Genomic DNA, 15,436 nt, shown 5'->3' on the forward strand with positions numbered 1-15,436 from the left:
TTTTAAAAAACCAACTTCCAAATGGTTTCTATGTCTATACTTTAAAATTTAATTATCAATAAATTAGATCTAAAATATAGTACTATTTTTGAATAATGATGAAATCGGAGCGTCTGTTTAACAAATGTTCTTCTTCAGTACATTTCACTCCATTTTTGCATTTATTGATTAATCGGCTTTCACCATAACCAATGGCACTTTCGATTCTTGAAGCATCAATTCCCTGTGAGATGATATAATCTCTTGTTGATTTTGCTCTATTATCTGAAAGTTTTAAGTTATAAGCATCTTTTCCTCTTGAATCTGTATGTGATTCAATTTTGATTCTGATGTTTGGAAATTTTTGCATGATGAAAACTACTTTCGTCAATTCTTCAACTGCCAAAGGTGTAATGTCGTATTTGTCATAGTCAAAATAAATTGGTTTAACATCTACTTTTTCAACACCTTTCTTTTTTACAACTAAATCGTCATAATTGCTAAGTTCAAAATTGATATTTGGAATTTCAGCTTCGTTTTCCTTTGTTGTTTCTACGGTTTTTTCATCGCTGCTGTAATTTGGTTTGGCAGCAATCATATTAACCACTTTATTACATGGAACGACAATGGCGTATTTTCCTTCGTAGTTTGTTTTTGTTTCGCCTAAAACTTCTTTAAAAGAATTGTAAGCCATAACGGTAACATCTGATAATGGAAGTTTCGATTTTCTGTCAACAGCAATTCCTGAAATGCTTTGGTTACAGACCGGTTTTCCTTTTACAAAAGAATAAATATCATCGTCGCCTTTTCCTCCTGCTCTGTTTGATGAAATGTAACCGTAATTATCTGATTTATCAACGATATAAGCAAAATCATCTTTGTTACTGTTTATTGGAGCGCCAAGATTTCTGGGTGTTGTAAAAGTTCCGTCTGACAAAAATTTGCTTTCGTAAACATCTAAATCTCCTAAACCATAATGTCCATCTGAAGAAAAATAAAGCATACCGTTTCTGTAATAAGGAAAAAGGTCATTACCAATTGTATTGATTTTTGGACCAAGATTGAGCGGTGTACTCATTGTTCCGTCATCAGAAATTTTTACCACATACAAATCGGTTTCACCAAACCCGCCCGGCATATCTGATGCGAAGAAAAGCCACTTTCCGTCATCGCTTAAAGAAGGATGCCCAACAGAATAATCATCGCTGCTAAAAAATACGTTTTGCGGATTTTCTAATTTATTATCTACAACATCACCTTTAACAATTTGAAAATTATTGACTTTATCACCATCAACAACTAATTTGTTTTTCTTTAAAATGTTAGTCGTATAATAAATTGTTTTTCCTGCTGCATCAAATGTGGCTGTTGCTTCGTGATATTTGCTCATTACATTTGGTATAAACAAACTTTCATTGAAAAGGCTTCCATCTGCTGGATTTCTTTCGGAAACATATAAATTCAGGAATGGCTGATTGTTCCAAGTGTATAGTTTTTCGCTAAACTTGGTTGTATCTCTTGCCGAAGTAAAGACAATTTTTTCCTGAAAAAAAGTGGTTCCAAAATCAGATTTACTGGTATTGATATCGAGATTTTTTATTTGATACAGAGGTTTTGCTTTCGCCAGACTATCCAATTGCTTTTTCTGAGCAACATAGCGGTCTATTTCCTTTTGATCTCCTTTTTTATCCAGATATTCTTTGGTTACTCTATCTGCTTCATCATAATCCATGACTGCTTTCATGGTTTGAATGTATCTTAGATAGTAAATATCAGTTAGGTTATTGCCCTGCGCTTCGTATAGTTTTCTATACCATTTAAGGGCATTTCGTGCATCAGAAATAAAATAATACGAGTCTGCGGCATTTTTTAATGTTTGTGTCGACGGACTTTTAATATTCTGTAAAATTTCTTCGTAAGCCTTTGATGCATCTGTATATGAATAATTTTTAAACAAAGCATCAGCTTTCTTTAAATTAGTCTTTTGAGCAAAACTAAACGTAATGCTCAAGACTAAACTTAGGATATATAATTTTTTCATATGTTTTGTTTTTAGAAGAATCGAGGAGATTTAATTTTGCTTTGTCCTTTATTGAATGAATAACGCAGGATGAATTCATGTGTTCCATCATTGTATTTATTCAATTGACTTGTAGTGTAATCAAAAGCATAACCTAGATAAAAACTAGGAGATATTTGAAAACCTGCCAGAATACTTACAGAATCATCTGTTCGATATGATCCTCCAATAACAAATTTCTCAGCAATCATAAAATTCGCCGATATATCAGCAGTAATTGGTGCTCCGCTTACTGCTTTTACTAAAAATGCTGGTTTGAACTTTAAATTTGGGTTCAAATCAAAAACATACCCTCCCATTAAATAATAATGCAAACGATCGTAATCTATTGATTCCTGTACATCATCATAATAATTGTTTTCAATAAAACTTGGAATAGAGAATCCTAAATACCATTTTTCTGTGTAATAGTAAATTCCGGCTCCTACTGCCAATTTCATTTGATTGTCTATATTTTGGTTTAGAAGAACATCATTGTCATTATAGTATCTTCCTTTAGACCAATCTATATTTAGCATTCTCATACCTGCTTTGATACCAAATGCTAATCTTTTTTCGTACCCCAGAGGTAATGAATAAGAAAAGTTTCCGTCAAGGTATAATTCACTTGAAGGGCCAATTTTGTCGTTAACTACACTCAATCCCAAACCGATTTTTTCATTTGAAAGCGGTCCGTGAATGGAAAACGACTGTGTTTCTGGTGCCCCTGAAATTCCTACCCATTGTGAACGATGTAAAAGCGTGGCTTCGAGAGTGCCGGTAGATCCGGCATAAGCCGGATTTACCGCCATTGTATTATACATATACTGCGTATATTGAGGATCTTGTTGTGCACTGACACAAACTGTAATAAGAGAACATATTAAAATTAAATACGTTTCTAATGGTTTTATATATAGTTTCATAACGATACTTATTTAGTTTAATTAATTAGATGATTAATAGAATGTTATCTCATTATTGATAACCATCCTTTTTTAACCGTTCCATCTCCAATGGTAATCACATAAAAATAAGTACCTGTTGGCAGCATATCTCCTCTATTAACTACTCCGGATACATTTGCAGTTCCGTCCCAATCGTTTTCATAGTGCGCTTTGCTGTACACTAATGCACCATATCTATTAAAAACTTTTAACTCATTGTTAGGATGTGTTTCGATACAATCAATTCTAAACAAATCGTTTGCTCCATCATTATTTGGTGTAAACTCATTGTAAACTGTTAAACAAATTGGCTCAACCGAGGCTGAAGCTGAATTGTTTGTTGCATCGACATCTAAAGGAGTTGAGTTTTCGATAGTAGCAACATTTAAGTAGTTTCCGCTTGAAAGTACTTCTGCAACTATTGTTAACGTTACACTTTGTCCTGCAGGCAGTGTTGGAATTATCCAAAGTCCTGTCGCCGGATTAAATGTTCCTGTTGATGCATTAGAGCTAACTAAATTATATCCTGTTGGTAATAAATCACTAACAAGTGTATTGATGAAACCTCCTTCGCCAACATTGTTTACTGTTATTGTAAATGTTACATTGTCACCAAAATTTGGCGTTGGATTATCGACCACATTCGTAATTGTTATATCAGAACATGTTGCCACTGTTACGTTTAGGAATTTAGTTGTAGTTTCATCACAATTATTTGTGTAAGTAACCTCAACTCTTCCTGGTCCAATGTCTGACCACGAGATTGTTGCAGATCCATCTGCAGTTCCTCCGCCAGAAGTGATTGTTCCGTTTGTAACTGACCAAACATAATTTGATTTTCCATTTGCAATTGAATAGGTTACTCCTTGGAAAACACACGGTGTGTCATCTGTAGTTGTAAGCTGTACTAAAGCATCATTTTCAAAGGCAATTGTAATACCCAATCTTGCAGCGCTTTCACATCCGTTTGTTGTATTGCTAAGAGCGGCGGCATAATAGGTGCCCGCTGTTAGCAATGTACCTGCTGGCAGTGGTGTTCCGCCTGTAGCTGCAGCATAGAAAACAACGTTTGGTTCATTAACCAAGATATTTGCTAACGTTGGCAGTTTAGATAAACAGAACGTTTGTGTTGTATTTGGCGTTGTAATTATACCCGGAGTATTTACATTTACTGCAACTGCCAATCTCGCTGGATTTTCACAATTTATAGCACTTGCTACAACTCCATAATAATTTCCTGTTGCTAAAGCTGTTGTGGCTGGAAGTACTGTTCCGCCTGTAGCAGAAGTATACCAAATCACATTTGCTTCATTTACCTGAATATTGGCAACTGTTGGTGCATTTATTGAACAGAAATCCTGTGTAGCATCTGTTGTAGTTGGCGTTGGACTCGGATCTGTTACTGTTACTGTAACTTGTAAACGAGTTGAGCTTTCACAACCTGTTGCCGGATCTACAATATTACCATAGTAGATACCTGATGTCAATGCTGTAGTTGCCGGAATTGCTGTTCCACCTGTTGCTGTGCTAAACCAAGTTACATTGCTTTCATTTACCTGAATGCTTGCAATTGTTGGAGAAGCTGTTGAACAGAAGCTCTGAGTTGCATTTGTTGTTGTTGGATTAATTGTATTTCCAACTGTAACTGCAACTAATAATCTCACGCTGCTTTCACATCCTGTTATCGGATCCTGAATTGCTCCATAATAATTACCTGTTGCCAAAGCTGTAGTCGCTGGAACTACTGTTCCGCCTGTAGCAGTTGTATACCAAACTACATTTGTTTCATTTACCTGAATGTTAGCAACTGTTGGTGTATTTCCAGAACAGAAAGTCTGTGTAGCATCTGTAGTAGTTGGTGTAACAGGATCTGTTACAGTAACTGCAATTGCTAATCTTACAGCACTTTGACAATTTGTTGCCGGATCTAAAATAGCAGCATAATAAGTTCCATTTGTCAAAGCAGTTGTGGCTGGAATCGCTGCTCCACCTGTTGCTGTACTGTACCAAATAATGTTTGATTCATTTACCTGAATACTTGCAAAAGTTGGTATATTAACTAAACAGAAGTCTTGTGTAGTATCTGTAGTGGTTGGTGTTCCCGGATCAGTCACGCTTACTGCAATTGCTAATCTAACATTGCTTTCGCAGTTGGTTGTTGGATTTAGAATTGAAGCGTAGTAGTTTCCTGTTACTAAAGCTGTTGTTGAAGGAATTGCTGTTCCGCCTGTAGCAGCTGTGTACCAAACAATTGTTCCTGCTGCTGGTGTATTTACCTGAATGTCAGCAACTGTCGGTGCATCAACTAAACAAAAATCTTGTGCTGCATCTGTAGTTGTTGGTGTTCCAGGATCGGTTACACTTACTGCAACTGCTAATCTAACATTACTTTCGCAGTTTGTTGTAGCATTTAAAATTGAAGCGTAGTATGTTCCTGTTACTAATACTGTTGTAGATGGAACTGCTGTTCCGCCTGTAGCAGCTGTATACCAAACTAGGGTTCCTACCGCTGGTGTGTTCACCTGAATGTCGGCAACGGTTGGCGCATCAACTAAACAGAAATCTTGCGTAGCATCTGTAGTTGTTGGTGTTCCAGGATCAGTCACGCTTACCGCAACAGCTAATCTAACATTGCTTTCACAATTTGTTGTTGGATTTAGAATTGAAGCGTAATATGTTCCTGTTATTAAAGCTGTTGTAGTTGGAATCACTGTTCCGCCAGTCGCAGCTGTGTACCAAACTATGGTGCCCACCGCTGGTGTGTTTACCTGAATGTCGGCAACGGTTGGTGCATCAATTAAACAGAAATCTTGCGTAGTATCTGTAGTGGTTGGTGTTCCCGGATCAGTCACGCTTACTGCAACAGCTAATCTTACCGCACTTTCACAATTTGTTGTTCCGTTAAAAATTGATGCATAATAAGTACCTGTCGTCAAAGCTGTCGTAGAAGCGATTGCTATTCCGCCTGTAGCAGCTGTATACCAAACTATTGTTCCTATCGCTGGTGTATTTACCTGAATGTCGGCAACAGTTGGCGCATTAACTAAACAGAAGTCTTGTGTGGCATCTGTAGTTGTTGGTGTTCCCGGATCTGTTACACTTACTGCAACTGCTAATCTAACGTTGCTTTCACAATTAGTTGTTGGATTTAGAATCGAAGCGTAATATGTTCCTGTTGCTAAAGCTGTTGTTGCTGGAACTGCTGTTCCGCCTGTCGCAGCTGTATACCAAACTATAGTTCCTACCGCTGGTGTGTTTATCTGAATGTCGGCCACTGTCGGCGCATCAACTAAACAGAAATCTTGTGTTGCATCTGTAGTGGTTGGTGTTCCAGGATCGGTTACGCTTACTGCAATGGCTAATCTAACGTTGCTTTCGCAATTTGTAGTTGGATTTAGAATTGAAGCGTAGTATGTTCCTGTTACTAAAGCTGTTGTTGCTGGAACCGCTGTTCCGCCTGTCGCAGCTGTATACCAAACTATTGTGCCTACAGCTGGTGTGTTTACCTGAATGTTGGCAACGGTTGGCGCATCAACTAAACAAAAATCTTGTGTTGCATCTGTAGTTGTTGGTGTTCCCGGATCGGTTACGCTTACTGCAACAGCTAATCTTACCGCACTCTCACAATTTGTTGTTCCGTTAAAAATTGATGCATAATAAGTACCTGTAGTCAAAGCTGTCGTAGAAGCGATTGGGGTTCCACCTGTCGCAGCTGCATACCAAACTATGGTTCCTACGGCTGGCGTGTTTACCTGAATATTAGCAACAGTTGGTGCATCAACCAAACAGAAATCTTGTGTTGCATCTGTTGTAGTTGGTGTTCCCGGATCTGTTACACTTACTGCAATTGCTAATCTAACGTTGCTTTCGCAGTTGGTTGTTGGATTTAAAATTGAAGCATAATATGTTCCTGTTGCTAAAGCTGTTGTAGCTGGAATTGCTGTTCCGCCTGTAGCAGCTGTGTACCAAACTATTGTTCCAACAGCTGGTGTGTTTACCTGAATGTTAGCAACGGTTGGCGCATCAACTAAACAGAAGTCTTGTGTTGCATCTGTAGTAGTTGGTGTTCCCGGATCTGTTACGCTTACTGCAACTGCCAATCTAACATTGCTTTCGCAATTAGTTGTTGGATTTAGAATTGAAGCGTAGTAGTTTCCTGTTGCTAAAGCTGTTGTAGCTGGAATTGCTGTTCCGCCTGTCGCAGCTGTATACCAAACTATTGTGCCTACAGCTGGTGTGTTTACCTGAATGTTGGCAACGGTTGGCGCATCAACTAAACAGAAGTCTTGTGTAGCATCTGTTGTCGTTGGCGTTCCAGGATCGGTTACGCTTACGGCAATCGCTAATCTAACATTGCTTTCGCAGTTTGTTGTTGGATTTAGAATTGAAGCATAATAATTTCCTGTTACTAAAGCTGTTGTAGTTGGAATCGCTGTTCCGCCTGTCGCAGCTGTGTACCAAACTATTGTGCCTACAGCTGGTGTATTTACCTGAATGTCGGCAACTGTTGGTGCATCAATTAAACAGAAATCCTGAGTGGCATCTGTAGTAGTTGGTGTTCCCGGATCGGTTACACTTACTGCAATTGCTAATCTAACATTGCTTTCGCAATTAGTTGTTGGATTTAGAATTGAAGCGTAGTATGTTCCAGTCACTAAAGCTGTTGTAGCTGGAATCGCTGTTCCGCCTGTCGCAGCTGTGTACCAAACTATTGTGCCTACTGCTGGTGTATTTACCTGAATGTCGGCAACTGTTGGTGCATCAATTAAACAAAAATCCTGAGTGGCATCTGTAGTAGTTGGCGTTCCCGGATCTGTTACGCTTACTGCAACTGCCAATCTAACATTGCTTTCGCAATTTGTTGTTGAATTTAGAATTGAAGCGTAGTACGTTCCTGTTACCAATGCTGTTGTAGTTGGAATCGCTGTTCCGCCTGTCGCAGCTGTGTACCAAACTATTGTGCCTACTGCTGGTGTATTTACCTGAATGTNTCCTGTTACCAATGCTGTTGTAGTTGGAATCGCTGTTCCGCCTGTCGCAGCTGTGTACCAAACTATTGTGCCTACTGCTGGTGTATTTACCTGAATGTCGGCAACGGTTGGTGCATCAATTAAACAGAAATCCTGAGTGGCATCTGTAGTAGTTGGCGATCCCGGATCTGTTACGCTTACTGCAACTGCCAATCTAACATTGCTTTCGCAATTTGTTGTTGAATTTAGAATTGAAGCGTAGTACGTTCCTGTTACCAANCGGATAACTATTTGGTGACAAGGAAGTCAATTGCTTTCGCAATTTGTTGTTGAATTTAGAATTGAAGCGTAGTACGTTCCTGTTACCAATGCTGTTGTAGTTGGAATCGCTGTTCCGCCTGTCGCAGCTGTGTACCAAACTATTGTGCCTACTGCTGGTGTATTTACCTGAATGTTAGCAACGGTTGGCGCATCAACTAAACAGAAATCTTGCGTGGCATCTGTTGTGGTTGGTGTTCCCGGATCTGTTACACTTACTGCAATTGCTAATCTAACGTTGCTTTCGCAGTTTGTTGTAGCACTTAAAATTGAAGCGTAATATGTTCCTGTTACTAAAGCTGTTGTTGTTGGAATTGCTGTTCCGCCTGTAGCTGTACTGTACCAAACTATTGTTCCCACCGCTGGCGTGTTTATCTGTATGTCGGCAACAGTTGGTGCATCAACTAAACAGAAATCTTGTGTTGCATCTGTAGTTGTTGGAGTTCCCGGATCTGTAACACTTACTGCAATTGCTAATCTAACATTGCTTTCGCAGTTTGTTGTTGGATTTAAAATTGAAGCGTAGTAGTTTCCTGTTACCAATGCTGTTGTAGTAGGAATCGCTGTTCCGCCTGTCGCAGCTGTGTACCAAACTATGGTGCCTACAGCTGGCGTGTTCACCTGAATGTCGGCAACGGTTGGCGCATCAACTAAACAGAAATCTTGTGTGGCATCTGTAGTTGTTGGAGTTCCCGGATCTGTTACGCTAACTGCAACTGCTAATCTTACGCTGCTTTCACAACCTGTAATAGCGTCTGTTGCTGCTCCATAATAAGTTCCTGTTGTTAATGCTATTGTAGATGGAATCGCTGTTCCGCCTGTTGAAACATTATACCAAACTACATTTGATTCATTTACCTGAATACTTGCAATTGTTGGTGCATCAACTAAACAGAAATCTTGTGTTGCATCTGTAGTTGTTGGTGTATTTGGATCACTTATGATAATTACGGCATCTTGTAATGTTCCTGCAAGATTTTCACAAGTATTATCGCTGGCAACAGCCACGTGATAAGTAATTGGGCTCATTGCTTTTGTTAATCCTACAGCTGTTAAAACACCAGTTGCATTAATTGTATAAGTAACTCCTGCTATAACAGAACCATTTGTTATTGGCTGTGTTCTGGCTGCATCTAAATACCAGGTAAATACCGGGTTTGTTAATGTTGGTGCAGTTGGAGTTAATGATGCTGGCACGCTGTGACAAACTGTTAAATCATCAACTAAAATATCATTTACAGTTGAAGGAGGCAGAATTGTAAATGTAATTTGTTTTCTGTCTGCAACTGCAGTTTCACAAAATTGATCTCCGCTAACTCCTACATAATAGGTATATGTTCCCGGAGCTAATCCGTTAACGATTAACTGTGCAGTTGTTTCTCCAGAAATCAACTGAGCTGTAGTTCCGTTAAAGCTATACCAGTAATAAATAGGATTTGTTACAACTGGTGTTCCGCTTAAACTTGTTGCTAAAGTTACAGTTCCTGATGGAGAACAAATTGAAGTTGTTGTTCCGCCATTTAAAGTAATATTTGTTAAAGCATTTACAGGAGTTGAAGCTTTAATTTCAACTGTTACTTCTCCTCTTGCAAAAGTTTCACAGCCATAACGTACTGGCTGAACATAGTATTTATAGATTCCCGCTGGTAAACTTGCTGGTACTGTATAAGTAATTCCTGTTGCAATTGCAGTTCCACCTGTTGGTGCATCATACCAGATATAAGTTGAACAGGCTTCTTCGGGTATTTGAAGCGTTATATCTGTTCCAGGGCAGACCGTTATTTTATTTTCCGGATCGGCTCCTATTATGGTTGTGTTTGCAACTCTTTCGACTGTATGAACTCTTAAGAAATCTAATACTCCTGCAACTCCTCCTAAACGAATTCTTACTCTATCATAAACTTCTGTTGGAGAAGAAGCTAAAACCATTGCCATTGAATTTCCTGGTAATAATCTTAAGCTCAATAGCGTACTCGTATTTTGAATTGGCGCTCCCACGGCAACACTTCCCAGATAACGCTGAATACTAAATCCAGTCAATAAATTAACATCTAGAAGGGCTCCCGGTTTTGAGATGACAATTCTTAGCGAATCACTTACAACAGATGGTGTTTTAAATTCAACTGTTAAATCGGCAGCAGCCAAAACTCCTAATCCGCTATACATTGTTGCAAAAGTTGTAATGTCATTGTCTGCAATGTTCCATGCATCATTCACTCCTACTGCAGTTGTAACAGCTCCAACTCCTAAATCAGTTGCGCCATAAAAAATATCGCGGATATCTCCAGGTGTACAAGCTGCGCTTGCAACTGATCTGTTATAATGTGCATCGAATACTTTTGTATTTTGAGCCACACTTAATAATGAAGCTGACTGAATACGGATTCCGTCATAATCCTGCGGACCCGAAGCGTCTGATGGAACAAAAGTAAACTCATACGTATTATCTCCGGAAATTAAATTCAATAAAGAACCTGATACAGACTGCATTGTTCCAATATCAACTCCTCCAATTGTTCCAATTACTGATAAATTTTGACCAACTGCTAATAAACTTAATTCAGAACCCAGTTTAATAGTTACTGGTGTTCCTTTTACAATTGGCGACGGCCATGTTAAATTTTGCCAGGTTGTGCCAACTCCTAAAAGGCCTAAACCTGTTGTAATTGTAGAGAATGTCTGTGGATCAGCATCAACTGCATTTGCTCCGTCAGTAACAGTACCTGTAATTATTGATCCTGATGTTTGTGCAGTAGCATAAACTCTTTCTGTTAAAGATTGACAGCTGCTAAGATCAATTACATTAATAACTTTTGTTGCTGTTGCAGAACAAATTCCGTCGCTGGCTACAACTGTATAAGTGTAAACTCCCGGTGTATTTAAAACTCCGGTAGTGAATGTTGGCCCTGTTAAAGCATTTCCTTGCGGATCAAACCATGAAATTGTTCCTGTCGATGTCGCAGTTAAGGTAACATTTGAACCTATATTTACTGACTCTGAAGGGTTTGTTACAACCAAACTTGGCAATGCATTTATGGTCACTGTTACAGATTGCTGTACTGAAGGACAAGTAACTCCATTTTCCTGAGCCAAAATTGAATAAACACCACTTAGTGTAATATTAGCTGCAGCATCTGCAGTAATTACATTATTTGATGGATCATAGAAAGTATAAGTTGTATTTCCTGTTGAATCAAAATTAGTTATCGCATTTCTTAAATTAGCACTTCCACAGCCTGTCAATGTTGAGTTTACAGTTAAAACAGTAGTTGAAGGGAAGTTAACAGTTACTTGTTTTAATGTTCCGTTTACATTTTCACAAGTTCCGCCATTTAAAATTGAAACAAAATAATTATAAGGTGTTCCTGCAGCATTTAAGCCTGCTATAGTCAGTTCTCCTGTTATAGCATCTTTCGTAAATGTTACTCCGGGCTGACTTGCAACTACAGTTCCTGTTATAATTTCCTGAGTTTTATTTTGATCTGTATAATATTTAAACTCAGCTCCTGTAATTGTTGATGATGTTGGAGTTAATACTGCACCTCCGGCGCAAGTAGTCTCAACTGGAGTTGCAACTGTAACATCTGCATCTGTAGGAATTGGTAAAACTGTAACTGTAACAGCCTGACGTAAACTATTAATACAAGCTCCTCCACGAGTTCCTTCTAAATAATATGTTGTAGTAGAAGTTAACGGAAGAGTTGGATTAACCGCTGCAATATTTCCACCTGTTGGAGCGTCATACCATGTAAAGGTTTCCGTACCTGTCGAAGAAGCTGTTAAAGAAGCCGTCTGTCCTGAACAAATTGGCGCTGAGGCTCCTGTTATTACAGCATTTGGAAATCTGTAAGAAGCTCCATAAATATATAAGTTAGTTAATAGTGAAACTCCTCCTCCAAATCGAACTTCAACTTGGTCAAAAGGTGCAGTTGCAGTAAAACTAGCTTTAAATCTATTTCCTGATAATAATTGAACGTTCAATAAATTATTATTTATTGCTACTCTGTCATTATTATCTGTGGCTCCATTAAAAGTTCCAAGAGTAATATAAGATAAAGCACTTATGTCAAGAAGCCCACCAGGAACTTCTAATTCTACATCAATAATATCACCCGCTTGACCTGGTGTAGCAAAAGTCAGATGCTGTTGGATATAACTTCCTAATACGCCAGCAGTTATGGTAAGCTGAGCATAGGTATCTATATCGCCATCTACAGAATTATTCGGATTTGTTGCATTACAAAGAACACATAATAACCCCGGATCTGTGCTTGTTACCTGAGTTCCTGCTTGTAAACATGTACTCACATTATTTATTACAATTACATTTACAACTCCTCTTGTAGGGTTTATACAATTAGTTGTTGCATCAACGGCTTCAACATAATATGTTTTGTTAGCTGTTAAAACAGGACTTGGAGTATATGATGTTGTATTAGAAGCTATCGGTAAACCACCTGTTGGAGCATCGTACCAATTATAAGAAACGCCTGCAACAGGATTAGAAACTGATAATGCTATCGTTTGACCTGATTGTATAATAACATCTGTTGATGCAAAAGTTGGCACTGCTGGCAGCGGATTAATTATAAGATTTACAGCCGTACGCGTAGGCGTTGAACAATTTCCAATAACCGCTTCAACATAATAATTTGTATTTGCTGTTAAAGCCGGTGTAGTAAATGAAGTTCCTGTAAATACCAAATTCCCTCCTGATGCAGCATCATACCAGTTATAAGTAGTACCTGCCACCGGAGTCTGAACTGTCAATGTTGTTGATTGTCCGCTGCATATTGTTGATGGAGAAGCATTAACTACAGGCAATACAGGATTATCTACTAAAACCTGAACCGGATTTCTTTCACTGTTAACACAGCCATTTCTTGTTATTTCAACATAATAAGTTGTTGCTGTTGTTAAAGCCGGAGTTGTAAATGCGGCTGTAGAAGCTAGTGAAGCTCCCCCAGTCGCTGCGCTATACCAATTAACAGTTTCGCCAACTGCAAGAGCAGCGGTTAATGTTGTCGTTTGTCCATTACAAACAGTTGTATTTCCTGATATAACTGGAGCTTTATATCTATAAGTTGCCTGATAAATATCTAAACTTGTTAGCACTGTTGCCAGCCCTCCTAGTCGAATTTCTACACGATCAAAATTTGCTCCGGCAACTACGCTGGCTCTAAAACGATCGCCGCTTAATAATTGTAGAGTAATTAACGGATTGGTAATTGAAACTCTGTCATTATTATAAGTTGCTCCATTATACGTTGCCAGACTAACTGCTCCTAGTAATGAAAGATCAGCTAATCCGCCTGGTAATTCTAATTCAACATCAACGATGTCACCCGTTTTACCCGGATTAGTAAATTGTAATGTCTGTTGAACCCATCCATTAATTAAACCAATTGGAACGGTAAGTCTCGCTGCTGTTGCAGGATTTCCATCTACCGAATTATTTGGATTTGTGGAACTACATAATAAACATAAACCATTTTGAGTAGTCTGCTGGCTGCTCGCTTCAAGACAACCGCCTAAAGCTGCAGGCTGAACAGTAACCGTTATTGGAACTCTTACTGCACTAACACAACTTCCGTTTGGACTTTGGGCTTCAACATAATATGTTTTTGTTGCAGTTAAAATAGGCGTTGTAAAAGTTGGTGTATTTGTTGCAACTGGTGTTCCGCCTGTAGGCACATCATACCAATTTAATTGCGCCCCAACTTCAGAAGTTGTTGCGTTTAAGGTTGCATTTTGACCTGACTGAATCGTAACACTTTGTGTTAAAACAGTTGGCGTCGCCGGAACTGCTGTAGAAACTACATTCACTGCAGTTCGTGTAGGACTTATACAACTTCCTATTGCACCTTCTACATAAAAAGTTGTAGTACCCAAAGGTACTGTAGGTGAATATGTTGTTCCGGTTGCCAATGCTACTCCTCCGTTTGCAACAGAATACCAGGAGTATGTTGTTCCCGGAATTGGGTTTAAAAGTGTTAAAGTAGTCTGCTGTGTTGGTCCCGTTGAACAAATAGCAGTTCCAGCGTTATTAACCGCTGGTGCGACTGGATTAGAAACATTAAGAACAACTGGTACTCGAACATTGCCTTCGCATCCAGCTGCACGGGAAATACCAATATAATAAGTCGTATTAGCATTTAATGCAGGAGTTGTAAAACTGTTTCCTGTTATTAATGGCGTTGTCGACGCTGCTGAACTATACCATGCAAGTGTAGTTCCTGCAGCTGGAGTTGCTGTAAGCGTTGGTGTAGCTCCGGCACAAACCGTTTGCGTTAAACCGCCAGCAACTGTAGGCTGTGCAAATTCCAATCGAACATCATAAATTCGTAAGCTGACTAAAAGACTTAAAAGTCCTCCAACCTGAATTTGGACTTGATTTGCATCACCTGTTAAGGTGTACTTTGCAACTGCTATGGTGTTTCCATTAAGCAAATTTAAGTTCAGCAGCGGACTATTTAAAGCCACACTTGAACCTACATTTACGCCAGATAGTTTGGTTTGAAGAGATGCATTAGATAATAATCCAACATCCAGCAAACCATTTCCTGTACCAAAATAAATTGCAATTTGATCTCCTGCTCTTGCCGTCTGGTTCAAGGTCAATGTTTCTTCGACGAAACAGCCTACTCCAACAGCATTGGTCAGGGTTGCAAAAGTCGTTAAGCCAGCGCTGTCATAAGCGTTGGCCGGACTATCAACATTTAATCCCACGCACAATAATCCGCCCTGACTATTTGTTTGAGACGTTGGTCTGCAAATAGTCTGCGCAAATGAAGTCGTGCATAATAAGAATAAAAATAATAGTCCGAATAATCTCTTCTGAAAGTTGAGACTACAAAAAGTAAATTTTTTTTTCATAATTTGGAAGATTAGAAAATGGACAATAAAATACCTGCTGCCATAAGCACGTATGCTTAGGCAATTAAAAAAAATATTAAAAATCAATTAGTTAAACTCTAAAACAAATCCTTAGCACATAAAGACTATAGTTTAAATTTTCAATAAAAAAATTACGTTGTGTCTAGTATACCGAAGTATACAATTGAGTCCTTTTTATTTTCTTCAAATAAAAAAAATCTCGAAACTTTTGGGAAATATTGATCTACATCAATCTTCCAAATGAAGTGATTTGTTTTAAAATTAAT

General features: G+C 38.6%; 4 protein-coding genes. All 4 read right to left on the bottom strand.

From position 1 onward, the window contains the following. Positions 1 to 82 precede the first annotated feature (82 nt). A complete protein-coding gene (locus tag ASD98_RS15310) occupies positions 83 to 2,020 on the bottom strand; it encodes an OmpA family protein (protein WP_056205950.1) in 1,938 nt (645 codons plus the stop codon). A gap of 11 nt (positions 2,021 to 2,031) precedes the next feature. Then, positions 2,032 to 2,964 (bottom strand): type IX secretion system membrane protein PorP/SprF, encoded by a 933-nt coding sequence (locus ASD98_RS15315; RefSeq protein ID WP_056205951.1) that lies wholly within the window; start codon positions 2,962 to 2,964, stop codon positions 2,032 to 2,034. 44 nt (positions 2,965 to 3,008) lie between these two features. Continuing rightward, positions 3,009 to 7,640, bottom strand: a complete 4,632-nt coding sequence (locus ASD98_RS24420) for a gliding motility-associated C-terminal domain-containing protein (RefSeq protein WP_242412130.1) — start codon at positions 7,638 to 7,640, stop codon at positions 3,009 to 3,011. 621 nt (positions 7,641 to 8,261) lie between these two features. Continuing rightward, a complete protein-coding gene (locus ASD98_RS24425) occupies positions 8,262 to 15,149 on the bottom strand; it encodes a hypothetical protein (protein WP_242412123.1) in 6,888 nt (2,295 codons plus the stop codon). Between the last annotated feature and the right edge of the window lie 287 nt (positions 15,150 to 15,436).

Origin of the sequence: Flavobacterium sp. Root186, from assembly GCF_001428525.1 — a bacterium.
Taxonomy (GTDB): Bacteria; Bacteroidota; Bacteroidia; order Flavobacteriales; family Flavobacteriaceae; genus Flavobacterium.

Excerpts from the sequence above, each read along its gene's own strand:
- ASD98_RS24425 (WP_242412123.1), bottom strand. The coding sequence starts at position 15,149 with ATGAAAAAAAAATTTACTTTTTGTAGTCTCAACTTTCAGAAGAGATTA.
- ASD98_RS15315 (WP_056205951.1), bottom strand. The coding sequence starts at position 2,964 with ATGAAACTATATATAAAACCATTAGAAACGTATTTAATTTTAATATGT.
- ASD98_RS15310 (WP_056205950.1), bottom strand. The coding sequence starts at position 2,020 with ATGAAAAAATTATATATCCTAAGTTTAGTCTTGAGCATTACGTTTAGT.